This window comes from Streptomyces sp. IBSNAI002, from assembly GCF_052244475.1.
Taxonomy (GTDB): domain Bacteria; phylum Actinomycetota; class Actinomycetes; order Streptomycetales; family Streptomycetaceae; genus Streptomyces.
In genome coordinates this window covers 4,410,925-4,436,103 of record NZ_JBQPXG010000002.1, presented here as the reverse complement: position 1 = coordinate 4,436,103, position 25,179 = coordinate 4,410,925, and the positions used below count along the sequence as shown (strand labels likewise).

22 protein-coding genes, 1 tRNA gene and 1 pseudogene are annotated in these 25,179 nt (G+C 72.2%); 10 read left to right on the top strand and 14 right to left on the bottom strand.

What is annotated here, in order from left to right; all coding sequences use genetic code 11:
• Positions 1–7 precede the first annotated feature (7 nt).
• The 6 genes from pknB to ACTVZO_RS21360 all read right to left on the bottom strand — a co-directional run bounded on the left by pknB (position 8) and on the right by ACTVZO_RS21360 (position 8,108).
• On the bottom strand, positions 8–2,044 hold the full coding sequence (gene pknB / locus ACTVZO_RS21385; protein ID WP_443299921.1) for a Stk1 family PASTA domain-containing Ser/Thr kinase: 2,037 nt from the start codon (positions 2,042–2,044) through the stop codon (positions 8–10).
• Between the two features lie 186 nt (positions 2,045–2,230).
• Entirely contained in the window at positions 2,231–3,694 is a 1,464-nt protein-coding gene (locus tag ACTVZO_RS21380) for a peptidoglycan D,D-transpeptidase FtsI family protein (protein WP_443299920.1), read from the bottom strand.
• Complete coding sequence (locus ACTVZO_RS21375; protein WP_443299919.1) at positions 3,691–5,115, bottom strand: FtsW/RodA/SpoVE family cell cycle protein; 1,425 nt, start codon at positions 5,113–5,115, stop codon at positions 3,691–3,693. Before ACTVZO_RS21375 ends, ACTVZO_RS21380 begins: the two co-directional genes overlap by 4 nt.
• Positions 5,116–5,146: 31 nt before the next feature.
• Entirely contained in the window at positions 5,147–6,610 is a 1,464-nt protein-coding gene (locus tag ACTVZO_RS21370) for a PP2C family protein-serine/threonine phosphatase (RefSeq protein ID WP_443299918.1), read from the bottom strand.
• A gap of 138 nt (positions 6,611–6,748) precedes the next feature.
• Positions 6,749–7,249 carry an FHA domain-containing protein FhaB/FipA gene (locus ACTVZO_RS21365; RefSeq protein ID WP_443299917.1) on the bottom strand — a complete coding sequence of 167 codons (501 nt, stop codon included), beginning with the start codon at positions 7,247–7,249 and terminating at the stop codon, positions 6,749–6,751.
• A gap of 10 nt (positions 7,250–7,259) precedes the next feature.
• Positions 7,260–8,108, bottom strand: a complete 849-nt coding sequence (locus tag ACTVZO_RS21360) for an FhaA domain-containing protein (RefSeq protein ID WP_384215153.1) — start codon at positions 8,106–8,108, stop codon at positions 7,260–7,262.
• A gap of 293 nt (positions 8,109–8,401) precedes the next feature.
• On the opposite strand from ACTVZO_RS21360, the gene ACTVZO_RS21355 reads away from it, so the two are divergent.
• The 6 genes from ACTVZO_RS21355 to ACTVZO_RS21330 all read left to right on the top strand — a co-directional run bounded on the left by ACTVZO_RS21355 (position 8,402) and on the right by ACTVZO_RS21330 (position 13,881).
• Positions 8,402–8,484, top strand: a tRNA-Leu gene (locus ACTVZO_RS21355).
• A 272-nt stretch (positions 8,485–8,756) separates the two neighbouring features.
• Positions 8,757–10,433 carry a sensor histidine kinase gene (locus ACTVZO_RS21350; protein WP_443303236.1) on the top strand — a complete coding sequence of 559 codons (1,677 nt, stop codon included), beginning with the start codon at positions 8,757–8,759 and terminating at the stop codon, positions 10,431–10,433.
• 8 nt (positions 10,434–10,441) lie between these two features.
• Positions 10,442–11,101, top strand: coding sequence for a response regulator (locus ACTVZO_RS21345; protein ID WP_443299916.1), 660 nt, complete (start codon positions 10,442–10,444; stop codon positions 11,099–11,101).
• Positions 11,102–11,152: 51 nt separating this feature from the next.
• Positions 11,153–12,553 carry a DUF2252 domain-containing protein gene (locus ACTVZO_RS21340; RefSeq protein ID WP_443299915.1) on the top strand — a complete coding sequence of 467 codons (1,401 nt, stop codon included), beginning with the start codon at positions 11,153–11,155 and terminating at the stop codon, positions 12,551–12,553.
• Between the two features lie 88 nt (positions 12,554–12,641).
• Entirely contained in the window at positions 12,642–13,457 is an 816-nt protein-coding gene (locus tag ACTVZO_RS21335) for a hypothetical protein (RefSeq protein WP_443299914.1), read from the top strand.
• A 79-nt stretch (positions 13,458–13,536) separates the two neighbouring features.
• Positions 13,537–13,881, top strand: coding sequence for a rhodanese-like domain-containing protein (locus tag ACTVZO_RS21330; protein ID WP_443299913.1), 345 nt, complete (start codon positions 13,537–13,539; stop codon positions 13,879–13,881).
• 10 nt (positions 13,882–13,891) lie between these two features.
• On the opposite strand, the gene ACTVZO_RS21325 is transcribed toward ACTVZO_RS21330, so the two are convergent.
• From ACTVZO_RS21325 to paaA, 6 genes are all read right to left on the bottom strand, one after another.
• The gene (locus ACTVZO_RS21325) at positions 13,892–15,034 is read right to left on the bottom strand and encodes an acyl-CoA dehydrogenase family protein (RefSeq protein ID WP_443299912.1); all 1,143 of its coding nucleotides are present in this window, start codon (positions 15,032–15,034) and stop codon (positions 13,892–13,894) included.
• A gap of 75 nt (positions 15,035–15,109) precedes the next feature.
• Entirely contained in the window at positions 15,110–16,210 is a 1,101-nt protein-coding gene (gene paaE, locus ACTVZO_RS21320) for a 1,2-phenylacetyl-CoA epoxidase subunit PaaE (RefSeq protein ID WP_443299911.1), read from the bottom strand.
• Entirely contained in the window at positions 16,211–16,717 is a 507-nt protein-coding gene (paaD, locus tag ACTVZO_RS21315; RefSeq protein ID WP_443299910.1) for a 1,2-phenylacetyl-CoA epoxidase subunit PaaD, read from the bottom strand. It lies immediately after the preceding gene.
• Positions 16,711–17,451, bottom strand: coding sequence for a 1,2-phenylacetyl-CoA epoxidase subunit PaaC (paaC, locus tag ACTVZO_RS21310; RefSeq protein WP_443299909.1), 741 nt, complete (start codon positions 17,449–17,451; stop codon positions 16,711–16,713). The genes paaD and paaC overlap by 7 nt, the downstream gene beginning before the upstream one ends.
• Positions 17,448–17,732 carry a 1,2-phenylacetyl-CoA epoxidase subunit PaaB gene (gene paaB, locus ACTVZO_RS21305; RefSeq protein WP_030009045.1) on the bottom strand — a complete coding sequence of 95 codons (285 nt, stop codon included), beginning with the start codon at positions 17,730–17,732 and terminating at the stop codon, positions 17,448–17,450. Before paaB ends, paaC begins: the two co-directional genes overlap by 4 nt.
• Entirely contained in the window at positions 17,729–18,775 is a 1,047-nt protein-coding gene (paaA, locus tag ACTVZO_RS21300; RefSeq protein WP_443299908.1) for a 1,2-phenylacetyl-CoA epoxidase subunit PaaA, read from the bottom strand. The genes paaB and paaA overlap by 4 nt, the downstream gene beginning before the upstream one ends.
• Positions 18,776–18,921: 146 nt before the next feature.
• Here paaA and ACTVZO_RS21295 point away from each other — a divergent pair, with 146 nt between their 5' ends.
• From ACTVZO_RS21295 to ACTVZO_RS21285, 3 genes are all read left to right on the top strand, one after another.
• Complete coding sequence (locus ACTVZO_RS21295) at positions 18,922–19,584, top strand: DUF5819 family protein (RefSeq protein ID WP_443299907.1); 663 nt, start codon at positions 18,922–18,924, stop codon at positions 19,582–19,584.
• 44 nt (positions 19,585–19,628) lie between these two features.
• On the top strand, positions 19,629–20,768 hold the full coding sequence (locus ACTVZO_RS21290; RefSeq protein ID WP_443303235.1) for an HTTM domain-containing protein: 1,140 nt from the start codon (positions 19,629–19,631) through the stop codon (positions 20,766–20,768).
• A 149-nt stretch (positions 20,769–20,917) separates the two neighbouring features.
• A complete protein-coding gene (locus tag ACTVZO_RS21285; protein WP_443299906.1) occupies positions 20,918–21,688 on the top strand; it encodes a TrmH family RNA methyltransferase in 771 nt (256 codons plus the stop codon).
• Here ACTVZO_RS21285 and ACTVZO_RS21280 read toward each other — a convergent pair.
• Positions 21,668–22,525, bottom strand: a pseudogene (locus ACTVZO_RS21280) (hypothetical protein); the annotation flags it as partial. The gene ACTVZO_RS21285 and the pseudogene ACTVZO_RS21280 overlap by 21 nt on opposite strands.
• Before the next feature lie 164 nt (positions 22,526–22,689).
• Between ACTVZO_RS21280 and ACTVZO_RS21275 the strand changes: the two are divergent.
• Positions 22,690–23,340, top strand: a complete 651-nt coding sequence (locus ACTVZO_RS21275; protein WP_443299905.1) for a MerR family transcriptional regulator — start codon at positions 22,690–22,692, stop codon at positions 23,338–23,340.
• Positions 23,341–23,403: 63 nt separating this feature from the next.
• On the opposite strand, the gene paaN is transcribed toward ACTVZO_RS21275, so the two are convergent.
• Positions 23,404–25,086 carry a phenylacetic acid degradation protein PaaN gene (gene paaN / locus ACTVZO_RS21270; RefSeq protein WP_443299904.1) on the bottom strand — a complete coding sequence of 561 codons (1,683 nt, stop codon included), beginning with the start codon at positions 25,084–25,086 and terminating at the stop codon, positions 23,404–23,406.
• Between the last annotated feature and the right edge of the window lie 93 nt (positions 25,087–25,179).

Below are 25,179 nucleotides of genomic sequence, written 5' to 3'. Positions count from 1 at the left end.
GTGGGCGTCAGCCGCCGAGGCCTCCGATGAAGCCGCCGCCGTTGTTCCCGCCGTTGTTGTTGCCGCCGTTCTGCTGGCCGCCGCCCATGGTCACCACGTTGACCACCGTGCCGGTCTGGACCGGGCGGCCGGCCGCCGGGTCCGAGGTCCAGACGCGGGCGTTCTCGTCCGTCGGGCCCGAGAGCACGGCGCCGAAGGTCAGGCCCTTGGAGGCCAGTTCCACCCTGGCCTCGGCGACCGTCTTGCCCATCAGGTTCGGTACCTGGACCTGCTGCGCGGCCTTGGCGATCGTGATGTTGACCGTCTTGCCGACCTCGAGCTGCGATCCCGCCTGCGGGCTCTGGCCGGTGACCGTCTTCGGCGCGGCCCCGGGGACGTCCGTCTCGGTCACGCTGCCGAGCTTGAGGTTGACGGCCTTGAGGGCCTTCTCGGCGTCTTCCTTGGTCTTGCCCTTGAGGTCCGGGACGTCGATCTTGGACTGCTCCTTGGCGACCGTCAGCGTGACGACGGAGTTCTTCTCCGCCTCGCTGCCCGCCGCCGGGGTCTGCTCCAGGACGGTGCCGGCCGGCCGGTCGGACTCCTGGGGCTTGCGGTCGACCTGGAAGCCCTTGTCCTTCAGGGCCTTCTCGGCGTCCTCGTACGTGAGGTTGCGGACGCTGGGGACCGGGACCTTGGCCGCGCCCGTGGAGATGGTCACCGTGACGGTGGAGTCCTTCGCGACCTTGGTGTCGGGCGCCGGGTCCTGCTTGCAGACGTTGCCCTTGGGCTGGTCCTCGCAGGGCTCCTCGGTTCCCTTGACCACGTTGAGGCCGACGTTCGCACCGCTCTTCTGCGCCGCCTCGAGGGTGGAGCCGATGAGCTTGGGCACGCTGGGGCGGTTGTCGGCCCCGCCGCTGGTGAGGGCGCGGCCGATGAGGATCGCGCCGACCAGGACGAGGACGCCGGCGGCCACGAGCAGGATCGTGGACGCCTTGCTCTTCTTCTGGCGGCGGTGCGGTCCCTGGTCGTAGCCGCCGTGACCCTGGTCGCCGTACCCGTAGCCGCCGTCGCCCGGGGGCATCGGCGGCATCATCGAGGTCTGGCCGGCGTCGGCGGTGCGCAGGGCGGTGGTGGGCTGGTCGTAGCCCTGGTGCCCGTAGCCGTGGCCCTGGTCGTGCGGGTAGCCGTAGCCGGCCGCGCCCATGGCGGCGGTCGCGGCGACGGGCTGGCCGTCGAGGCAGGCCTCGATGTCGGCGCGCATCTCGTCCGCGGACTGGTAGCGGTAGTCGGGGTCCTTGACCAGCGCCTTGAGGACGATCGCGTCCATCTCGGGCGTGATCTCGGGGTCGAAGTTCGACGGCGGCTGCGGCTCTTCCCGTACGTGCTGGTAGGCGACGGCCACCGGGGAGTCGCCGACGAACGGGGGCCGCACGCTGAGGAGCTCGTAGAGCAGGCAGCCCGCGGAGTAGAGGTCGGAGCGCGCGTCGACCTGCTCGCCCTTGGCCTGCTCCGGGGAGAGGTACTGGGCGGTGCCGATGACGGCGGCCGTCTGTGTCATGGTCATGCCGGAGTCGCCCATGGCGCGGGCGATGCCGAAGTCCATGACCTTGACCTGGCCGGTGCGGGTCAGCATCACGTTGGCGGGCTTGATGTCGCGGTGCACGATGCCGGCGCGGTGCGAGTACTCGAGGGCCTGGAGGATGCCGATGGTCATTTCCAGGGTGCGCTCGGGCAGCAGCTTGCGCCCGGAGTGCAGCAGCTCGCGCAGGGTGGATCCGTCGACGTACTCCATCACGATGTACGGGATGGAGATGTTGTCGACGTAGTCCTCGCCGGTGTCGTAGACGGCGACGATCGCCGGGTGGTTCAGCGACGCGGCCGACTGGGCCTCGCGCCGGAACCGGGCCTGGAAGGACGGGTCGCGGGCGAGATCGGCGCGCAGGGTCTTGACGGCGACGGTACGGCCGAGCCGGGTGTCGTGGGCGAGGTAGACCTCGGCCATGCCACCGCGGCCGAGCACGTGGCTCAGCTCGTACCGGCCGCCGAGGCGACGCGGCTCTTCCATAACGTTGCAGCCCTCTCCGTCAGTCCCGACCGCACCTGTGTGTGGTCCGGCGGTGTGCTGTTCGCGCAAAGGCTACCGGCCGATCGTCTGTGATCGGTTCGCGGCCACAGGCTGATACAGGACCGGTACCGTACGCTCCGACGCGGCCGGAATCAGTGACGTGGGTCACGGAGTTCCGGCCGGCCGTCATCCCTGGCCCTTCAGTACGGCTTCCATGACGGCCTTCGCGACCGGGGCGGCGAGGCCGCCGCCGCTGATGTCCTCGCGGTCCGCCTCGCTGTCCTCGATGACGACGGCGACGGCGACCGGGGAGCTGCCGTCCTTGCCCTCGGCGTAGGAGATGAACCAGGCGTACGGACGCTTCTTGTTGCCCTCGCCGTGCTGGGCGGTGCCGGTCTTGCCGCCGACCTTGACGTCCTTGATCTTGGCCTTGCCGCCGGTGCCGTTGTCGACGACGTTGACCATCATCTCCTGGACCTTCTGCGCGTTGGCGGCGGTCAGCGGCCGGCTCATCTCCTGCGGCGAGTGCTTCTCGACGATGTCGAGGTTCGGCGCGGCGACGTGGTCGACCATGTACGGCTTCATCAGCTTGCCGTCGTTGGCGATGGCGGCGGTGACCATGGCCATCTGCAGCGGGGTGGCCGCGGTGTTGAACTGGCCGATGGCGCTCTGGGCGTTGCCGTCCTTGCCCATCTTCTTGTCGTAGACGCTGGCGAAGGCGCGGACCGGGATGTCGATCTTGTCGTTGTTGAAGCCGAACTTCTCGGAGGTCTCCACCATCTTGTCGCGGGTGACCTTGTCGCCCAGGTTCGCGAAGACGGAGTTGCAGGAGACTTCGAGCGCCTTGTTGAGGCTCGCTTCCTTGCAGCCCTTGGCGTGGTTGATCATCTCGGTCTTGGTGCCGGGCAGGAAGTACGGATCCGGGGTGTCCGTCGGATCGTTGATCTCCTTGACCACACCGTGCTCGAGGGCGGCGGCGGCCGTGACGACCTTGAAGGTGGAGCCCGGCGGGTAGGTCTCGCGCAGGGCGCGGTTGACGAGGTTCTTGTCCTCGCTGTCCTTCAGTTCGACCCAGGCCTTCTCGTCGTCCTTGGAGTTGCCGGCGAAGCGGCTGGGGTCGTACGAGGGGGTGGAGACCAGGGCCAGGATGGCGCCGGTGCGCGGGTCGATGGCGGCGGCCGCGCCCTTCTTGGTGCCGAGGGCCTCGAAGGCGGCCTTCTGGGCGTCCGGGTTGAGCGTGGTGACGACGTTGCCGCCCTGCTTCTTCTCCCCGGTGAACATGCCGATGGTGCGGTCGAAGAACAGCCGGTCGTCGTTGCCGGTGAGGATGCCGTCCTCGAGGAATTCGAGCTGCGTGGAGCCGAAGGCCTGCGAGGCGTACCCGGTGACGGGGGCCCAGAGCTCGCCGGCGGTGTAGGTCCGCTTGAACTTGTAGTCGCTGCCGTTGGTGACCTTGGAGCCGGTGATGGGCTGGCCCGCCACGATGATGTTGCCGCGTTCGGTGGCGTACTGGGCGATCTGGACCCGGCGGTTCTCCTTGCGGGTGCTGAGTTCCTCGGCCTGGACGTACTGCAGCCAGTTGGTCCGGATCAGCAGGGCGAGGACGAGCAGCCCGCAGAACAGCGAGATGCGGCGCAGGGGCTTGTTCATGACGGGCGGACCACCTGGGTCATCTCGGAGTCGGGGGACGGGGCGGGTGCCGGGGCAGGTCGGCGTGCGGTGTCGCTGATCCGGATGAGCACGGCGATGAGGATCCAGTTCGCGAGGACGGAGGAGCCGCCGGACGCGAGGAAGGGCATCGTCATGCCGGTGAGGGGGATGAGGCCCATGACTCCGCCGGCGACGACGAAGATCTGGAGGGCGAAGGCGCCGGAGAGGCCGATGGCGAAGAGCTTGCCGAACGGGTCGCGGGCGGCGAGGGCGGTGCGGACGCCCCGCTCGATGATGAGGCCGTAGAGCAGGAGGAAGGCCATCACACCGGTGAGGCCGAGTTCCTCGCCGACGGTGGAGAAGATGAAGTCGGAGTTGGCGGCGAAGCCGATGAGGTCGGAGTTGCCCTGGCCCCATCCGGCGCCGAGCACGCCGCCCGAGCCGAAGCTCATGATCGACTGGCCGACCTGCTCGCAGGCACCGGAGGTGGTGTAGCAGGCGAAGGGGTCGAGCCAGGCGGTGACGCGGGCCTTGACGTGGCTGGCGAAGCTGGCGACGACCACGGCGCCGCCGACCGACATGAGCAGGCCGATGACGATCCAGCTGGTCCGCTCGGTGGCCACGTACAGCATGATCACGAACATGCCGAAGAAGAGCAGCGAGGTGCCGAGGTCGTTCTCGAAGACGAGGACGAGCAGGCTCATCGCCCAGATCATCAGGATCGGGCCGAGGTCGCGGCCGCGCGGCAGGTAGAGGCCCATGAAGCGGCGGCTGGCCAGGGCCAGGGCGTCACGTTTCACCATGAGGTAGCCGGCGAAGAAGATGGCGATGACGATCTTCGCGAACTCGCCCGGCTGGATGGAGAAGCCGCCGACGCTGATCCAGATCTTGGCGCCGAAGACGTCGGCGCCGAGGCCCGGGATCACGGGCAGGATCAGCAGGACCAGGGCTCCGGCCATGGAGATGTAGGTGAAGCGCTGCAGGACGCGGTGGTCCTTGAGGATCAGCAGGACCGCGGCGAACAGGGCGATGGCCAGCGCGGTGTACATCATCTGGCGGGGTGCGGAGGGGGTGAACGCACCGAAGGAGCGCTTGGCGAGGTTCTGCAGCCGCTCGGACTGGTCGAGCCGCCAGATCAGTACGAGGCCGAGTCCGTTGAGGAGGGTGGCCAGCGGCAGCAGCAGCGGGTCGGCGTACTTGGCGTACCGGCGTACGACGAGGTGCGCGACCCCGGCGAGGGCGCCGAGGCCCAGGCCGTAGAGGAGCATGCCGGGGGGCAGGCTGCCGTTGATCGCGAGGCCCACGTTGGCGTAGGCGAAGATCGGGATGACCACGGCGAACGCGAGCAGCATCAGCTCGGTGTTCCGCCGGCTCGGCAGCTCGATGGCGCCGATGGTGGTCGTGTTGGTGACAACGCTCATGGTGTGGCAGGCCCCCTGCGCCCGCGGGTGTCTACTGCTTTCCGCACAGGCTGACCACTTGCTGCTCCGCGGGAGTCAGAGTGGAGCCGGGTGTCTGGTTCTGCGCCTCGGCGTTGCGGCGCTCCTCGTCCTTCTTGCAGGCCGAGACCTGGACGCCGAGGTCGTCGAGCTTCTCGCGGGCGCCGTCGAGGCTGCCTTCGCTGATGGTGGCCTCGACCTGCTTGCGCTTGAAGGGCGGGAGGTACTTCAGTTCGATGTCGGGGCGGTCGGTCTCCACCTTGGAGAGCTCCAGCGGTCCGAGCTTCTGGCTGATGCCGCGGAAGAGCGCGACGTGCTCGCCCTTGACGCCCACGTAGTACTGGGTCTGCGTCCAGCGCCAGCCCGCGTAGAGGCCGCCGCCGACGACGCCGACGACCAGGAGCAGGGTCAGCGTGCGGGTGGCCCACTTGCGCCCTTTGCCGCGGCGCCGGCGGGGGTGGTCGTACGTGTCCTCGAACTCCGCGTCCCCGTCATAGGCCTCGGCTTCGCCGAAGCTGCCGTACGCGCCGCCGCCGCCCTGGCCCTGCTCGGAGTACCCGTAGCCGTTCGCCTCGCCGCTGCCGGGGGGCCCGAAGGCGCCGGCGGGCGGGGCGGCCTGGCGGCCGAGGCCGGAGGCGCGGCCGGCGGGGGTCTGCATGGCGTTGCCGCCGTCGAAGAGCTGGTGCTGGTTCTCGGCGACCGCGCCGACGACGACGGGGGTGTCGTTGACCTGGGCGGCGAGGGTGTCGCCGCTGTCGGTGTCGAGGACGTCGGCGACGATGCAGGTGATGTTGTCGGGTCCGCCGCCGCGCAGGGCGAGCTGGATGAGCGACTGCACGGTCTCGCGGGGGCCGTGGTAGTCGGCGAGGGTCTCTTCGAGGGTCTGGTGGGAGACCACGCCGGAGAGCCCGTCGGAGCAGATCAGGTAGCGGTCGCCGGCGCGGACCTCGCGGATGGAGAGGTCGGGCTCGACGATGTCGCCGCTGCCCAGCGCGCGCATCAGCAGGGAGCGCTGCGGGTGGGTGGTGGCTTCCTCTTCGGTGATGCGGCCCTCGTCGACGAGGCGCTGCACCCAGGTGTGGTCCTGGGTGATCTGCGTGAGGACGCCGTCGCGGAGCAGGTAGGCCCGGGAGTCGCCGACGTGGACCAGGCCGAGGCGCTGACCGGTCCACAGGAGGGCGGTCAGGGTGGTGCCCATGCCCTCGAGCTGGGGGTCCTCCTCGACCATCACGCGCAGCTGGTCGTTGGCGCGCTGCACGGCCGTGGCGAGGGAGGTGAGGATGTCGGAGCCCGGGACATCGTCGTCGAGCTGCACGAGCGTCGAGATCACCTCGGAGCTCGCGACCTCGCCGGCGGCCTGGCCTCCCATGCCGTCGGCGATCGCGAGGAGCCGGGGACCGGCGTAGCCGGAGTCCTCGTTGCCCTCGCGGATCATGCCCTTGTGAGATCCGGCGGCGAACCGCAGGGACAGACTCATGCGCACCTCGCCGGTCGGCTCCGGGTACAACCGGTCTCGAGCCACACTGCCCACCCTCCGGTCGGGAGCGCGCGCGTGTCCGTGTCCTCGGTGGGACGGATCGCCGCCGCGTGCTCGCTCCGCTCGCTCATTCTCGTACTACTTCCGCAGCTCGATGACGGTCTTGCCGATGCGGATCGGGGCGCCCGGCGGAATGGGCGTCGGGGTGGTCAGGCGGGTCCGGTCGAGATACGTGCCGTTGGTGGACCCGAGATCCTCGACGATCCACTGGCCGTCACGGTCGGGATAGATCCTGGCATGGCGGCTGGACGCGTAGTCGTCGTCCAGCACGATGGTGGAGTCGTGCGCGCGTCCCAGGGTGATCGTCTGGCCGGCGAGGGCCACCGTGGTTCCCGTGAGGGTGCCCTCGGAGACGACGAGCTTGGTGGGCGCACCGCGGCGCTGGCGCTGCTGCGGAGGCGCGGCCTGCCGGCCGGCCTGCTGCTGCGGCGCGCTGGTCGCGCCGCCACGGCGGGAGCCGCGCTGCGTGACTCTCGTTCCGAAGAGGTCGCTGCGGATGACCTGGACGGCCACGATGACGAACAGCCACAGAACGGCTAGGAAACCCAGCCGCATGACCGTCAGGGTCAGCTCTGACATTGCCCCCGCTTCACCCTTCGGCTTGCCGGTAAATGATGGTCGTGCTGCCCACGACGATCCGCGAGCCGTCGCGGAGCGTAGCGCGGGTGGTGTGCTGCCCGTCCACCACGATGCCGTTGGTGGACCCGAGATCCTGGATCGTCGAGGGCGTTCCGGTCCGGATCTCACAGTGCCGGCGCGATACGCCGGGGTCGTCGATCCGCACGTCGGCTTCGGTGCTTCGGCCGAGTACGAGCGTGGGGCGCGAGATCTGGTGGCGGGTGCCGTTGATCTCGATCCAGTGGCGCCGGGAGGCGCCGGAGGCCGGTACGGGTGCGGCCGGCCCTGCTCCGCCGGCCGGCCGCCGGGCGCCGGGTCCGCCGGGCGGCGGGGCGCTGGGCATGGGCGGGGCGGCGACCGGCGGGTAGCCGTAGCCGCCCTGGGCCTGGCCCTGGCCCGCCGGACCGCCCTGCGGGCGGCCCTGGGCCGACTGCGGCTGGGAGGTGCTGGAGGCGAGGGTGCGGCTGCGGACCCGGTAGAGCCCGGTGTCGAGGTCGTCGGCCTTCTCCAGGTGGACCTTGATGGGGCCCATGAAGCTGTAGCGCTGCTGCTTGGCGTAGTCGCGGACGAGGCCCGCGAGCTCGTCGCCGAGCTGCCCGGAGTAGGGGCTGAGGCGCTCGTAGTCGCCGGTGCTGAGCTCGACGATGAAGTCGTTGGGGACGACCGTCCGCTCGCGGTTCCAGATGGTGGCGTTGTTGTCGCACTCCCGCTGGAGGGCTCCGGCGATCTCGACCGGCTGGACCTCGGACTTGAACACCTTGGCGAAGGTGCCGTTCACCAGACCTTCGAGTCGCTGCTCGAACCGCTTCAGAACTCCCATGGGGCACCTCCTCCGTCGTTGTCGCCCTGTACTGCTTACTGATCGTATCCACGCGTGGCGGATTCGGGTGGTTCCCCATCGGTCCCGTGAGGACGAGTGTTGGTCCTCACAGGGGATCGTAGGGGGGCCTCAGGGACAGTGTCCCGCACCGGGAGCGGAGTGCGGGAGGGGCCGTCCCCGGCGGGGCGCGGGGGTGCGGGGAAAGCGATGTGATTCCACCCCGTCCGACGTGCTAATGTTTCGACGTCGCCAGGGGAACGGCCCGAAAGGGAAGAACCACTGGGACGCTGCTCGGGCGAGTGGCGGAACGGCAGACGCGCTGGCTTCAGGTGCCAGTGTCCTTCGGGACGTGGGGGTTCAAATCCCCCCTCGCCCACATCGACGAAACGGTCGTCATCGCGAAAGCGGTGGCGGCCGTTTCGTGTTGTGCGCTTCCGTGCGGCTCCGGAGATCAACTGACGTGCCCGGTGCGGGCGGTCCGGCCGCCGCAGGCCAAGGAGTGATCCAGGACACGTTGTTCACGGACACGTGGTTCGCGGACACGTCGTTCACGTCGGCCGTCCGACTTTCGTCGAGCGGGGCGCGACGAAAGAGGACGGCCGGTGGTGCACCGGGGTGTCTAGGGTCGGGCGGGTGGATGCCAAGGCGATGACGCGAGCGGGCTGGGACTGGCTGAAGGGGCCGGAGCCCTGGACCCGGCGGGTCATCGTGGGCGACCTCGCGATCGCCGGGATGCTGGCGCTGCTGGGCCTGGGCATCGAGGAGCTCGACAACGGTTCCGGGTGGCGGATGACCGCGAGCGCCGGCGCGGTGGCGTTGCTCACCCTGCTGAGGCGCAGGCTGCCCGCGGCGACGCTGGTCGTCGGTTCGGCGGTGAGCGTGTTCCTGCCCGGCTCGTTCCTGGTCACGGCGGTGCTGGGCTGGTCGGCGGGGCGGCGGATCGTCGGGGTGGGCCGGGCGGGGGCCGCCTTCACGCTGGCGTTCCTCGCCGCGGTCGGCCTGAGCGTGCTGCACGAGTGGGAGCAGATGCGGCCCCTGCTGGTGATCGTGTTCTCCACCCTGATGTTCCTGGCGATGACCGTGATGCCCGGTCTGGCCAGCCGCTACTGGTCGCAGCGCCGCACGCTGCTGAGCGCGCTCCAGGAGCGCAACGGGCAGCTGATGCGGGAGCGGGCGATGATCGCCGGGCAGGCGAGGCTGCGCGAACGGCAGCGGATCGCGCAGGACATGCACGACAGCCTCGGCCACCAGCTGGCGCTGATCTCGGTGCACACCGGTGCGCTGGAGGTGGATCCGAAGCTGACCGACCGGCAGCGCGAGGCGGTGGGGGTGCTGCGGCAGGCCTCGGTGGCGGCGATGCACGAGCTGCGCGAGGTCGTCGGGATCCTGCGGGACGGGGTCGAGGCGCCGGTCCCGGTGGAGGAGGCGGCTCATCCCGCGGCGCGCGGGGTGGCCGGGATCGCCGGGGTGGTGGAGGCGGCGCGGGGGGCGGGGACCGACGTGCGGATGTCCGCCTCGGGCCGGCCGCGGCCGCTGGTCGCGGCCTGCGACCACGCGGCGTACCGGATCGTGCAGGAGGCCCTGACGAACGCGTACAAGCACGCGCCGGGGGCGCCGATCACGGTGGAACTGCGGTACGAGGACGACTCGCTGGTGGTGGAGATCGCCAACGGGCCGGCGGCCGGCCCGGGGGCCGGCGAGGTGGTGTCCGGCGGGCAGGGGCTGACGGGGCTGCGCGAGCGGGCGCGGCTGGTCGGCGGGATGGTGCACGCGGGCGCGACGGAGGACGGCGGCTTCCGGCTGGCGGGGGTGCTGCCGTACGGGGCGGAGCCGGCCGGGGCGGAGGCCGTGGCCGACGACTTCGGGCAGCAGGCCCAGGCCCAGGCGCGGGGGCTGCGGGGTGCGCCGCCGATGGACTGGAGCGTGGTGGACCGGGAGCTGGCCGTGCCGCGGCGCGGCCCGGTCGGCGGGCTGGCGCTGGGCTGCGGCATCGCCTTCGCGGCGGTGGTGCTGCTGGTGATCGTGCTGGGAGCGGGGATGCTGGTGGTGGTGGGCTCGCTGGGCGACTCGATGGTGGACCGGGCCGACTACGACGCGGTGCGGGTGGGGGAGCCGGAGCGGGCCGTACGGGACCGGTTGCCGAGCGGCGACAATTTCCTGACGGCCGGCGCGGACCGGAAGGGCCCGCCGCGGCCGGAGGGTTCGGACTGCCTGGCGCTGATGGCGACGGAGCAGCCGGACTCCCTGGGGGTGGACCTGATCTACCGGTTCTGCTTCAAGGACGGAACGCTCGTGGACAAGCAGGCTTACGAGGTCAAGCAGTAGGAGCACGGGTGACAGCCGAAGTGATCCGCGTGGTGATCGCCGACGACGAGCCGCTGATCCGGGCGGGGATCAGGATGATCCTGACCTCGGCGCCGGACATCGAGGTCGTGGCGGAGGCGGCGAACGGCCGGGAGGCGGTGGACCTGGCCCGCGCGCACGTGCCGGACGTGATGCTGCTGGACATCCAGATGCCGGTGATGGACGGGCTGACCGCCCTGGGGGAGCTGGGGCGGGCCGCGCCGGAGGTGCGGGCGCTGATCCTGACCACCTTCGGGGAGAAGGAGAACGTGCTGCGGGCGCTGGGCGGGGGCAGTGCGGGGTTCCTGCTGAAGGACTCGGCGCCGGGCGAGCTGATCGGCGCCGTACGGGCGGCCGCGGCGGGTGACGCGTACCTCTCCCCGGCGGCGACCCGGCACGTCGTCGACCAGCTGGCGTCGGGGACGGCCGTGGTGCGCGGAGAGCAGGCCCGGCGGCGGGTGGCGGAGCTGAGTGAACGCGAGCGCGGCGTGCTCGCGCTGCTCGGGGAGGGGCTGTCGAACGCGGACGCCGGGCGGCGGCTGCACATGAGCGAGGCGACCGTGAAGACGTACGTGAGCCGGATCCTCGCGAAGCTGGGCTGCGAGAACCGGGTACAGGCCGCTTTGCTGGCCAGGGACGCCGGGCTGTAGATACGGTCAGCCCGTTCGAACGCGATCAACGTACGGGTGGGGGCGGCGCACATGGCGGCGGTAGTGGGACAGCGGATCCCGGAGGTGGCGGGGTTCGCGCCGCGGGTGGCGGACGGTTCGCCCAAGCAGGACGGCCGGGCGCTGCGGCAGCGGGTGCCGCGGTCGGCGCACGCCGCCTTCGAGGCGCCGTCCGGGCGGCCGGACGCGGTGCGGGCGGTGGAGGAGTCCAACGCCGGGCGGGTCGTCGAGCTGGCGCCGATACGCGTGGGGCGGATGGCGGCGAACCCCTTCGCGTTCCTGCGGGGGGCGGCCGGGCTGATGGCCCACGACCTGTCCGGCGGGCCGGTGACCGGGGTCGGGGCGCAGATCTGCGGTGACGCGCACGCGGCGAATTTCGGCCTGTACGGGGACGTCCGCAACCGGCTGGTCATCGACCTGAACGACTTCGACGAGACCGTCTTCGGCCCGTGGGAGTGGGACGTGAAGCGGCTGGCGACCTCGCTGGTGCTGGCCGGGCGGGTGTCGGGCGCCGGCGAGGACGCGTCACGGGCGGCCGCCCTGGACGCGGTGGGCGCCTACCGGCGGACGATGCGGCTGCTGGCCCGGCTGTCCGCCAGTGACGCGTGGAACGCCATCGCCGACGAGGAGCTGGTCTCGCACACCGATGCCCGGGACCTGCTGGGGACCCTGGAGCGGGTGTCGGAGAAGGCCCGCAACAACACCTCCGCGCGGTTCGCCGCGAAGTCGACCGAGGCCGGGCCCGACGGCAGCAGGCGCTTCGTGGACGCGCTGCCGGTGCTGCGCCGGGTCGGGGACGGGGAGGCCGCGGCCGTGGCGGCCTCGCTGGGGCCCTATCTGCAGACCCTCCAGGCCGACCGGCTGCCGCTGATGGCCCGGTACGCGATCCACGACGTGGCCTTCCGGGTGGTGGGGACGGGCAGCGTCGGCACCCGGTCGTACGTGGTGCTGCTGCTGGACCACCGGGGCGAGCCGCTGGTGCTCCAGGTGAAGGAGGCACGGCCCTCGGTGCTGCTGCCGCACCTGCCCGCGCTGGGCTTCGTCTCGCCGCCCGAGGAGCACGAGGGGCGCCGGGTGGTGGCCGGGCAGAAGCGGATGCAGGTGGTGTCGGACATCATGCTCGGCTGGACCACGGTGGAGGGGCGGCCCTTCCAGGTGCGCCAGTTCCGCAACCGCAAGGGCAGTGTGGATCCGGCGGCGCTGAGCGCCGACCAGCTCGACGACTACGGGCGGATGACCGGGGCCCTGCTGGCCCGGGCGCACGCGCACAGCGTCGACCCGCGGCTGCTGGCCGGGTACTGCGGGAAGAACGAGGAGCTCGACGAGGCGATGGCCGCCTTCGCCGTGGCCTACGCGGACCGCACCGAGGCCGACCACGCCGATCTGGTGGCGGCGGTGCGGGCCGGGCGGATCGCGGCGGAGTCCGGGGTCTGAGCGGTCCGGCCGGCGAGGGGCGTCCGGGGGCCGGGGGCCGGGCGGCCCGCGCGGGGGTGCCCGGGGCGGCGGGCCGTAGGCTGGCCGGGTGAGCGAGCAGACCGGACACACAGTTTCCGACGACGAACGCCCCGAGGCACGCCTCGAGCGGGCCGTGCGGGCCGCCGAGCAGGCGCTGATCGAGTTCGAGATCGCGGTGGAGACCTTCCGGGTCGAGGTGGAGAACTTCTCCCGCCTGCACCACCAGAAGCTCGGCCCGATGTACACGCGGCTCGACGAGCTCGAGGCGCTGATCGCCGAGGCGAAGGCGGCGCGCACCGGGGATCCGGAGGACCTGCGGCGGGCGCGGGAGGCGCGTGCGCTGGTCATGCCGATGCCCGGGGTGGACGAGCTGTTCCACGACTGGCTGGACTCGGACGGGATCTCCGACGACGCGGGCGCGATGCTCACCGAGCGGCCCGTGCGGCCGCCGGAGCGGGTGCGTCCCTCGGAGGAGGTGCGCCGCCTCTACCGCGAGCTGGTCCGCCAGGCCCACCCGGACCTCGCCCAGGACGAGACGGAGCGGGCCCGCCGCGACGCCTTCATCGTGCGGGTCAACGCCGCGTACGGGCGGGGCGAGGAGCAGCTGCTGCGCGAGCTGGCCGAGGAGTGGGCGGCCGGCCCGGAGCCGGAGCGGGCGGAGCCGGAGGAGAGCGGCGAGCTGTACGCCCGGCTGGAGTGGCTGGCGCGCCGCAAGGAGTTGCTGTCGCTGGTGGCCAAGGAGCTGGAGGACAGCGCCATCGGGTCGATGCTGCGGATGGCGCCCGACGACCCGGACCGGCTGCTGGAGGAGATCGCGGAGCAGCTGCTGGCGCAGGTCTCCGAGCGCGAGGCGGAACTGGCCGAGGCGCTCGCCGAGGGCTGAGCGGCGCCGGATGGCCGCCCGTCGGGGCGGGGGCGTCGGATAGGTTGGGATTCGGATCTGTGATGAGAGAAGGCGACGCATGAACTTCGGACCGCTTCCCTCGGTGGACGCCGCCGCGGTGCCCTCCGGAGGCTTTGTCCTGGACGTCCGTGAGGACGACGAATGGGCGGCCGGTCACGTCGAGGGTGCTCTGCACATCCCGATGAGCGATTTCGTGGCCCGCTTCGGCGATCTGACCGAATCGGTGGAGGACGGCCGCCGGGTGCACGTGATGTGCCGCGTCGGCGGGCGCTCCGCGCAGGTGACCCAGTACCTGGTGCGCCAGGGCATCGACGCCGTGAACGTCGACGGCGGCATGCAGGCGTGGGACGGGGCCGGGCGCCCGATGGTGACGGACAACGGGAACCCGGCCTTCGTGCTGTAGCCCTTGCCCGTCAGGCGAGCGGATGGGCGGCCAGCAGGTCGCCCAGGGCCTCCTCGTGCGCTGCGGCGGGGCCGAGCTGGAGCTCCAGCTGCTTGGCCCAGGCGTGGTACCGGTGCAGGGGGTAGTCGGTGTCGGCGCCGAAGCCGCCGTGCAGGTGCTGGGCGGTCTGCACGACCCGGCGTACGCCTTCCGAGGCCCAGATCTTTGCGACTGCGACGTCTCCGGAGCTCGGCAGCGGGCCGCCCGCGCCGCCGGTCGCGGCGTCCAGGCGCCAGGCGGCCTGCCAGAGGGTGACCTCCATGGCGCGCAGGTCGATGTAGCGGTCGGCGGCCTGGACGGCGACGGCCTGGAAGGTGGCCACCGGGAAGCCGAACTGTTCGCGCTTGCTCGTGTACTGGCTGGTCATGGTGAGGACGCCCTCGCCGAGGCCGAGGGCCAGGGCGCAGGTTCCGGTGGCCAGGACCTGGCGCAGCCGCTCCCAGGCCTCGGGGGCGTCGATGAGGTGCGCCGGGGCCACCCGTACGCCGTCCAGGGCGAGTTCGGCGAGCCGCTCCCCGTTGGTGGAGACCTGCTCGGCGAGGGCGAGGCCCTCTGCCGCGCGCGGGACCAGGGCGAGGACGGCTTCCCCCTCGCCGGTGTGGGCCGGTACGGCGATCCAGTCGGCGCCGTGCGCCCAGGGGACGGCCGTCTGTGTGCCGTCCAGGATCCAGCCGTCGCCGTCGCGGCGGGCGGTGACGGCGAGTTCGGCCGGGTCGTGGCCGGAGCGGCCGTGGGCGGCGGCGGTCAGCACGATGCTGCCGCGTCCGGCGCCGGGCAGCAGGGCGGCGGCCAGTTCGGGGCTGCCGTGGGCCTGTACGGCCATGGCGGTGGCGCAGTGCTCCAGCAGCGGCACCCGGGCCAGCACCTTCGCGGCCTCGCGCAGCACCAGGCACAGGGCGATGGTGTCGAGGCCGGCTCCGCCGTGCTCCTCGGCGAGGACCAGGCTCAGCAGGTCCGATCCGGCGAGCCTGTCCCACAGCGGGCGGTCGAAGTCGTCCGCGACGGCCCCGGGGGTGAGCGCGGGGCTGGGCACCCCGTCGGGCGCGACGTCCGCGAAGACGGCCCTGGCCGCCTCGACGGCCGCCTGCTGCTCCTCGGTGAAGGTGAAGTCCACTGCCGGTCCTCCCGTTCTGGTCTGACGGTGCGTCAAGATAGAACAGGTTCTGGAAAATGGACAGGGCGGCCGGGGCTACCGGTCGAAGTCGATCTCCACTTCCTCCGTCACCGGGTGCGACTGGCAGGCCAGGACGAATCCGGCGTCCGTCTCCTCGGCCTCCAGGGCGAAGTTCCGGTCCATCCGGACCTCGCCCGCCACCACGAACGCCCGGCAGGTGCCGCACACTCCGCCCTTGCAGGCGTACGGGGCGTCCGCGCGGTTGCGGAGCACCGCGTCCAGCAGGGATTCCCCGTCGCGGACCGGCCAGGTGCCGGAACGGCCGTCGAGGCGTGCGGTGACCCGGCTGTCGGAGGGGGCCGGGGCGGCCGCGGCGCGGGCCGGCGCGGTGGTGTCCTCGACGTGGAAGATCTCCTCGTGCACCCGGGTCCGGGCGACGCCGAGCGCGCCCAGGGTCCGCTCCGCTCCCTGCACCAGGCCGTACGGTCCGCACAGGAACCAGCCCGTCACCTCGGCCACCGGCAGCAGCGCGGGCAGCAGGTCGGCCAGCCGCTCCTCGTCCAGCCGCCCGGAGGGCAGTCCGGCCTCCTGCTCCTCCCGCGAGAGGACCGTGACCAGCTGGAAGCGGGCCGGATAGCGGTCCTTGAGGTCGGCGACCTCCTCCAGGAACATCGTCGAGGCCGCCGTACGGTCGCTGCGCACGAGGCAGAAGCGGGCGTCGGGGCGGGCGGCCAGCAGGCTCGCGGCGATCGAGAGCACGGGGGTGATCCCGCTGCCGCCGACGATCGCCGCGTAGTGCCCGGCGGCCGGGGCGGCGGCCGGATCCAGGACGAAGCGTCCGGCCGGGACCATCACGTCCAGCACGTCTCCGGCGGCGATCTCCTTGTGCGCGAAGGTGGAGAACTCCCCGCCCTCCACCAGCCGCACGCCGACCCGCAGTTGCGCCGGGCCCGGGCCGTCGGCCGACGGGGCGGGGGAACAGATCGAGTAGGTGCGCCGGACCTCCTCGCCCTCGGCGGCCGTGCGGCGCAGGGTGAGGTGCTGGCCGGGGGCGTGCCGGTACTCCTCGCGCAGCTCCTGCGGGACCCGGAGGGTCAGAGCCACCGAGTCGTCGGTGAGCCGGTCGACCGCAGCCACCGTCAGCGGGTGGAACGCGCCGTGGCGGGGTGCGGCCATCTACAGCTCCTTGAAGTGGTCGAACGGTTCGCGGCAGGCGGTGCAGCGGCGCAGCGCCTTGCAGGCGGTGGAGGAGAACCGGCTGAGCAGCTCGGTTTCGGTGGACCCGCAGTTCGGGCAGCGCACCGACAGGGTCAGCGGGACCGGCCCGCCGGCCGCGTGCGGGCGCGGCGGGGCGATGCCGAACTCGGCCAGCTTGCGGCGGCCTTCGGCGCTGATGTCGTCGGTGGACCAGGCGGGGGCCAGCACCGTGGTCACCCGGACCTCCGGTATGCCGTGGCCGGTCAGGACCCGCTCGATGTCGGCGGACATGGCCTCGATGGCCGGGCAGCCGGTGTAGGTGGGGGTGAGGGTGACCTCGGCGCGGCCCTCCTCGTCCACCCGCACCCCGCGCACCACGCCGAGCTCGCCCAGGGTGAGCACGGGCAGTTCGGGGTCGGGGACGGAGCCGGCCAGCTCGGCCAGTTCCGCCTCCAGGCGGGTCGTCCCGGCGTGGGCGGTCACCATGACGCCCCCGGGTGGCTGCGGTGCAGGTGCTGCATCTCGGCGAGCATCCGGCCGAAGGGCTCGGTGTGCAGGCCCTGGCGTCCGGCTCCGGCCACCCAGGCGCCGGTGCGCGGCCCCTCGGGCAGCGCGAGCCCGGCCCGCTCCAGGACGGCGGTCACTGCGGCCAGCCAACGCCCTTCGAGCGCGGCCCAGTCCAGGCCGCCGAGGCCGTCCACCGGCTGGAACATCTCGCCGGTGTACTTCCACAGGGCGTCCAGGCCTGCGCGCATGCGGGCCCGGCTCTCCTCGGTGCCGTCGCCGAGCCGCAGGGTCCACTGCTCGGCGTGGTCGCGGTGGTACGCGGTCTCCTTGACGGCCTTGGCCGCCAGCGGGGCGAACGGGCCGTCCCCGAGCGCGAGTTCCCCGTACAGCTCGTGCTGGTAGAAGGAGAAGAAGAGCTGGCGGGCGATGGTGTGGGCGAAGTCGCCGTTGGGCTGCTCGACCAGCTGGAGGTTGCGGAAGGCGCGCTCCTCGCGCAGGAACGCCAGCTCGTCCTCGTCGCCTGCCATGGTCAGCAGGAGGCGGGCCTGGCCGAGCAGGTCGAGGGCGATGTTGGCGAGCGCGACCTCCTCCTCCAGGACGGGGGCGTGGCCCGCCCATTCGCCGAGGCGGTGGGAGAGGATCAGGGCGTCGTCGCCGAGGGCGAGGGCCGCCGCCGTGGTGGCTGTGATGTCGATGGGCTCGGTGCCGGTCACAGGTGGCTCACTCCCTCCGGGATGTCGTAGAACGTCGGGTGCCGGTAGGGCTTGTCGGCGGACGGGGCGAAGAAGGGGTCGCGCTCGTCCGGCGAGGAGGCGGTGATCTCGGTGGAGGGCACCACCCAGATCGAGATGCCCTCACCGCGCCGGGTGTAGAGGTCGCGGGCGTTGCGCAGGGCCATCTCCGCGTCGGGGGCGTGCAGGCTTCCCGCGTGCGTGTGCGAGAGGCCGCGCCGCGATCGCACGAACACCTCCCACAGGGGCCAGTTCTGCGTCATACCCGCGCCTCCTCGTTCTTCGCGGCGTGTGCCGCCTGCTTCTCCGCGTACGCCGCGGCCGCGTCGCGCACCCAGGCGCCGTCCTCGTGGGCCTTGCGCCGCTGGCTCAGGCGTTGTTCGTTGCACGGGCCGTTGCCCTTGAGCACGTTCCAGAACTCGGTCCAGTCGATGGCGCCGAAGTCGTGGTGCCCGCGCTCCTCGTTCCACTTCAGGTCCGGGTCGGGCAGGGTCAGGCCGAGGGACTCGGCCTGCGGGACGGCGATGTCCACGAACCGCTGGCGCAGCTCGTCGTTCGAGTGGCGCTTGATCCGCCAGGCCATCGACTGCGCCGAGTGCGCCGACTCGGCGTCCGGCGGGCCGAACATCATCAGGGAGGGCCACCACCAGCGGTCCACCGCGTCCTGCGCCATCGCGTGCTGGGCCTCGGTGCCCTTCGAGAGGGCGAGGAGCAGCTCGTACCCCTGGCGCTGGTGGAAGGACTCCTCCTTGCAGATCCGGACCATGGCGCGGGCGTAGGGCCCGTACGAGCAGCGGCAGATCGGCACCTGGTTGGTGATCGCGGCGCCGTCCACGAGCCAGCCGATGGCGCCGACGTCCGCCCAGGTCAGGGTGGGGTAGTTGAAGATCGAGGAGTACTTCTGCTTCCCCGAGTGCAGCTTGTCGAGGAGCTCGTCGCGGCTGGTGCCGAGGGTCTCGGCGGCGCTGTACAGGTACAGCCCGTGGCCGGCCTCGTCCTGCACCTTGGCCATCAGGATCGCCTTGCGGCGCAGCGAGGGCGCCCGGGTGATCCAGTTGGCCTCGGGCTGCATACCGATGATCTCGGAGTGGGCGTGCTGGGCCATCTGGCGCACGAGCGAGGCGCGGTACTCCTCGGGCATCCAGTCGCGCGGCTCCACGCGCTCCTCCGCCGCGACCGCCGCGTCGAAGGCCGCCGCGAGCTGTGCCTCCAGGTCGCCCGCCATGCCCGTGCCGTCCGTGCCGTCCGTCCCGAGGGCCGTCTCCGGCCCCGTCTCCGGCCCCGTCTCCGGGGTCACTGCCACCATCCCGGTCCCCTGTCCGTGTGTGCCGGCCGTCCGTCCATCACCCGACCGACCGATCGTTCGGTTCATCCTCTTCAATGGTGGGTCGGCGGCCCGTAGGGTGTCAACCTCTGAGGTCAACCCTGTGGATGCCGGACGATCGGGGCGGGATGGATTCGAACGAGCGGGAGCCCGCCGCGGCGGCCGCCCCGCCCTCCCCGCGCGCGCCCGGAATAGCCGGTCTGTCCACCCCGTACCGGGTGCTCGTCGCGCTCGCCCTCGGGGCCGTGGGCGTGGCCGCCTGCACGCATCTCGCGTTCGTGTTCCTGCACGTCGCCCCGTCCAACACGGTGAGCAAGCAGCACGCGCGGACGGTCGACGCCTGGATCTATCCCGAGTTCGAACAGAACTGGAAGCTCTTCGCCCCCAACCCGCTCCAGCAGAACATCGCGGTGGAGGTGCGCGCGCAGGTGCGGACGGCCGCCGGCGAGCTGGTCACCACGGACTGGCGCGACCTGAGCGCCGAGGACGGCGAGGCCATCCGGCACAGCCTGCTGCCGAGCCACACCGAGCAGAACGAGCTCCGCCGGGCCTGGGACTTCTTCACCGGCTCCCACGACGAGGAGAACAAGCCGAACGGCGAGCGCGGCGAACTGTCCGAGCAGTACCTGCTGCGGATCGCGGTGAACAGGGTCACCCCGGCCCACCCCGGCGGGAACGTCCTGCGGGTCCAGCTGCGCTCGGCGACGACCGCCGTGGCCGCTCCGAAGTGGAGCGACGAGACCACCGACACCGAGACGTACTACCGGGAGCTGCCGTGGTGGACGGTGTGAGAACCGGCCTGGCGGCCGCCCTGGCGAAGGTCACCGGCCGGGCCATGGGCCCGTACCAGAGCGCCGTGGTGCGCATCGGCTTCGCCGGGACCTGGCTCTTCTTCCTGCTGCGCGAGTTCCCGCACCGCCACGAGCTGTACGGGCCGGACGGGCCGTGGAGCTTCGCGCTGGCGGAACGGCTGATCGCCTCGAACGGGGCCTTCTCGGTCCTGATGTGGTCGGACTCGACGGTGTGGTTCGAGATCCTCTACGCGGTCGCCGTGCTGGCGAGCGTGGGGCTGCTGCTGGGCTGGCGGACCCGGGCCACGTCGGTGCTGTTCATGGTCGGGGTGCTGTCGCTGCAGAACCGCAGCGTGTTCATGGGCGACGGCGGGGACAACGTCATCCACCTGATGGCCGTGTACCTGGTGCTGACCCGGTGCGCGCAGGTGTGGTCCCTGGACGCGCGGCGGGCCCGGCTGCGGGGGACGGCCTCCGCGGGGGCCGCCGGGCCGGCGCTGTGGGCCGTGCTGGGCGCGGTGCTCGCGTACGGGGCGGTGACCGGGCGGTTCAGCACCGGCTGGCTGCTGGCCTTCGCGGCGGTGTGGGTGGTCTGCGGGCTGTGGTGGCTGGTGGACCGGCACGATCCGGAGGGCGAGGGCCGGGCGACGCTGGACGTGCTGGCCAACCTGCTGCACAACGCCGGGATGCTGGTGATCATGGCGGAGGTGTGCCTGATCTACGCGACGGCGGGCTGGTACAAGGTCCAGGGATCGCGGTGGCAGGACGGGACGGCGCTGTACTACCCGCTGGGGCTGGACTACTTCACCCCGTGGCCGGGGCTGTCCGCGCTGCTGGCGGGCAGCGGGACGCTGGTGATGCTGCTGTCGTACGGGACGGTGGCGGTGCAGGTGGCGTTTCCGTTCACGGTGTTCAACCGGCGGATCAAGAACGCGCTGCTGGCCGTGATGATGCTGGAGCACGCGGGGATCGCGGTGCTGCTGGGGCTGCCGTTCTTCTCGCTGGCGATGATCGCCGCCGATGCGGTGTTCCTGCCGACGGGGTTCCTGGTGTGGCTCGGTGCGCGGGTCGCCTGGCGGCGGGCGGTGACGGTCCCGGTGCCGGGGCCTGGGGCGGCGGCCGGGCTGAAGGGTGCCGGTGCCGGTGCCGGTGCCGGTGTCGGCGCCTCCGCCGTCGTCGAGTGACGGGTCACAGATCGGGGCTCCGCCCCGGACCCCGCGCCTCAAACGCCGGCGGGGCTGGATTGGGCCCCGCGCCTCGAATGCAGGCGGGGCTGGAGTGGGCGGGGCTGGAGTGGGCCGGGCTGGAGTGGGCGGGTCGTAGGGTCGGGGGTATGAGTGTGGAGTGGGAGAGCGGGCGGGAGTGGCGGGAGGGTGTCGGGCGGGGGGATCTCGTGTTGTTGGACGGGTTCCACGCGCTGAAGCACGCTCTGCGCTTCGGGGCCGAGGTGCGTACGGTCGTCGCCGACGATCCCGGGGCCGTCCGGGCGCTCGCCGCCGAGCTGGCGCCGGACGTCGAGGCCGAGGTGGCCCGGCTGGTGCGGCCGGCGGAGCTCAAGGCGCTGCTGCCCCGGGTGCACCCGACCGGCGTCGCGGCCCTGGCCGTACGCCCCGACCGGGCGGCCGGCCTCGCGGCCCTGGGGCGCCTCCCGCGCCCCGCACCCGTGGTCGTGCTCGACAACCCCCGCAACCTCGGCAACGTCGGAGCCGTCGTCCGCCTCGCCGCCGGCTTCGGCGCCACCGGCGTGGTCACCCGCGGCGACCTCGACCCCTGGCATCCGAACGTGGTCCGGGCCGGCGCCGGGCTGCACTACGCCACCACCGTCGAGCGGGTCACGCTCGACGGCCTGCCCCCGGGGCCGCTCTACGCGCTCGACCCGGAGGGCGAGGACATCCGTGCCCTCACCCTTCCGGACGACGCGCTGCTCGCCTTCGGCTCCGAGCGCCACGGCATCTCACCGGAGCTGCGGGCCCGGGCCGACCACCTCGTCTCCCTCCCGATGCGTCCCCAGGTCTCCAGCTACAACCTCGCCACCAGCGTGGCCATGGCCCTCTTCCACTGGGGCGGGCCCGCGGTTCACGAAGAGGGCGGCGAGCACTCCTAGGACGCCCCCGGCCAGGACGGCCGCAGCCGCGGCGAGCGTGGTCCCGCCCGGGTGGACGAGCGGTTCGCCGCGCAGGGCCTGCCAGGTCACCAGCGCGAACGTGGCCGCGTAGACCGTGGACGCGACCAGGGTCAGGTGCAGCCGTACGCGTTCTCGGCGCAGCAGGGCGTAGCGGCCGGCGAGGGCGGCCAGGAGGAGGACGAACAGGGGGAGCAGCTGCAGCGCGTGCATGCCGAAGAAGTGCGGGACGCGCAGGTCGCCGCCGGTCGTCGACCAGCCGGTGAGCGGCATCGAGGGCCCGCCGTCCGGTACTCCCACGCTGTGGGCCCCCGCCACGGGTGAGTCCTCGGCCGCCAGCTGCGCCTCCGTGGGGGTGGCCATCAGGAAGCCGAGTCCGGCGCCGGTGAGGGCGAGGACGGTCGCGATGCGGATCGACCAGGTGGTGGCCCGGTCGGCCACGCGGGTGCGGAAGAGCAGGACGGCGATGACCAGCGTCGCCGTCCACAGGACGACGACGGTGTTCGCCATGGCGCTGTAGATCTGCTCGTCGAGGGGCGTTTGCTGGTTGAAGTGGCTCTGCCGGCCCCGGACCACCTGAACCGTCATCAGCAGCATTTCCAGCAGGCTCGTCACGGCGACGACCGTCCCGGCCCACCAGGCGGGCCTGCGCAGGCGCGGGCGGGCCGCGACGGCCAGCGAGATCATCCAGGCCAGGCTGAGGGAGTAGCCGACGAAGGAGACGGCGAACTTGAAGGGCTTGGCCCAGATGGGCGCGCCCACCAGCATCCGGTCGTCGACGGCGAGGCCGACGGCCGAGCCGACGGCCCACACCGCCATCACTCCGGCGAAGAGGGTCAGTGGGCGGTGCCAGGTACGTAACGCGGACGGTGACGCGGACATGGGTCCCCCTGGGAAATGGATAGCGACGCTCGCCGCTATCTGATAGTTGCACTATCTATGATGGGCGGGGAACGGGGCAAGAAGAGACGAGTGAACAGACCATGCGCATCGGAGAGTTGAGCCGCCGTACCGGGGTCCCGGTACCGACGATCAAGTACTACGTCCGGGAGGGCCTGCTCCCGCCGGGCGAGCTGAGCAGCCCCAACCAGGCGAGCTACGGCGACGGGCACGAGCGGCGGCTGCGCCTGGTCCGGGCCCTGCTGGAGGTCGGCGGGCTGTCGGTGGCGGCGATCGGGGACGTCCTCGCGGCCATCGACGACAAGGAGCGGCCGGTGCACAAGCTGCTCGGCACCGCGGCCCACCGGCTGGTGCCCGGGTACGGCGACGGCGGCGCGCCGGACGACGCCGAGCGGGTGCTCGCCCGCGAGCGGGTGGTGCGGCTGATCGAGGAGCGCGGTTGGCGCGTGCCCGCCGATCACCCGGCCGCCGAGGCGCTGGTGGCGGCCCTGGCCTCGCTCGGGCGGGTGGGCCACGGCGCCTTCGCCGGACTGCTCGACGAGTACGCCGAGGCGGCGGAGCGGGTGGGGCGGGCGGATCTGGACTACACGGCCGCACGCGGGCTGGACCGAGAGGACCTGATCGAGGCGGTGGTCGTGGGCACGGTGGTGGGCGACGCGATGTTCGCCGCCCTGCGCAGGATGGCCCAGACGGACGCCTCCTCCCGCATCTTCGCCCAGGAGCAGCAGGAGTAGCGGGAGGAGGCGCGAGGGGGCGGGAGGAGAGGTCCGTCCGGGCCGGGGTGCCGCGGCGGGTGGTTACGCCTGGCGGCGGACCTCCACCACGCGGAAGCGGTTGGAGACGAACGCGCCGTCGCACAGCGCCGCGTTGGCCGCCGGGTTGCCGCCCGAGCCGTGGAAGTCCGAGAACGCCGCCGTCTGGTTGACGTAGACCCCGCCGGTCAGGTTCAGGGAGAGCTGCGCGGACTCCTCCAGGCAGACCTCCTCGATCGCCCGCTCGGTGTCGGCGGACGTCGTGTACGCGCCCACCGTCATCGCACCCTTGTCGCGGACCGTGCGGCGCAGCAGCTCCAGGGCGTCCGCCGTGGAGTCCACGGCCACCGCGAAGGAGACCGGGCCGAAGCACTCCGAGAGGTACGCCGCCTCCGGGTCGGGCTTGGAGGCGTCCAGCTTGACCATCACCGGGGTGCGGATCACCGCGTCCGGGAACTCGGGGTTGGCGACCTCGCGGGAGGCCAGCGCGACCTCGCCCAGGGCGGCCGCCGCCTCCAGCCTCGCCTTGACGTCCGGGTTGACCAGGGCGCCGAGCAGGGCGTTGGCCCGCGCGTCGTCGCCCAGCAGGCCGCCGACCGAGGCGGCGAGGTCGGCGACGACCTCGTCGTACGTCTTGTGCCCGGCGTCCGTCGCGATGCCGTCGCGCGGGATCAGCAGGTTCTGCGGGGTGGTGCACATCTGGCCGCTGTACAGGGAGAGGGAGAACGCGAGGTTCGCCAGCATGCCCTTGTAGTCGTCGGTGGAGTCCACGACCACCGTGTTGACGCCGGCCTTCTCCGTGTAGACCTGGGCCTGGCGGGCGTTGGCCTCGAGCCAGTCGCCGAACTCCGTGGACCCCGTGTAGTCGATCAGCTTGATCTCGGGGCGCAGCGCCAGGGTCTTGGCGATGCCCTCGCCGGGCCGCTCCACCGCGAGGGCCACCAGGTTCGGGTCGAACCCGGCCTCGGCGAGGACCTCGCGGGCCACCTGGACCGTGAGCGCCAGGGGGAGGACGGCCCGCGGGTGCGGCTTGACCAGTACCGCGTTACCGGTGGCCAGGGAGGCGAACAGGCCCGGGTAGCCGTTCCAGGTGGGGAAGGTGTTGCAGCCGATCATCAGGGAGATGCCGCGCGGGACCGGCGTGAAGGTCTTGCCGAGGTCCAGCGGGTCGCGCTTGCCCTGCGGCTTCGACCAGTCGGCCTGCCCCGGGACCCGGGTCTGCTCCTCGTACGCGTAGGCCACCGCCTCCAGGCCGCGGTCCTGCGCGTGCGGTCCGCCCGCCTGGAACGCCATCATGAACGCCTGGCCGCTGGTGTGCATGACCGCGTGCGCGAACTCGTGCGTCCGGGCGCCGATCCGGGCCAGGACCTCGATGCAGACCAGGGCGCGCGCCTCGGGGCCCGCGTCGCGCCAGGCGGCCATGCCCGCCTTCATCGCGGGCAGCAGCACGTCCGGGTCCACGTGCGGGTACTCGACTCCCAGCTCCGGGCCGTACGGGGAGACCTCGCCGCCGGCCCAGCCGTCGGTGCCGGGCTGCCCCAGGTCCAGCCGGGTGCCGCGGACGGCCTCGAAGGCGGCCAGTCCGTCGGCCGGGGCGGTTTCGCCGTAGGCCTTGGGGTGCTCGGGATGCGGGGACCAGTAGGCGCGGCTGCGGATAGCCGACAGGGCCTGGTCCAGGGTGGGCCGGTGCTTGGCGGACAGCTGGGGGACGGTGAGCTCGGCGGCCATCAGGGACCAACTCCTCGTTGAGCCGGGCGAAGGAGAGCAGACTGGAGTTAGAGTAACCGAACGATCGGTCGGGACAAGAGGGCCCGGCGGACC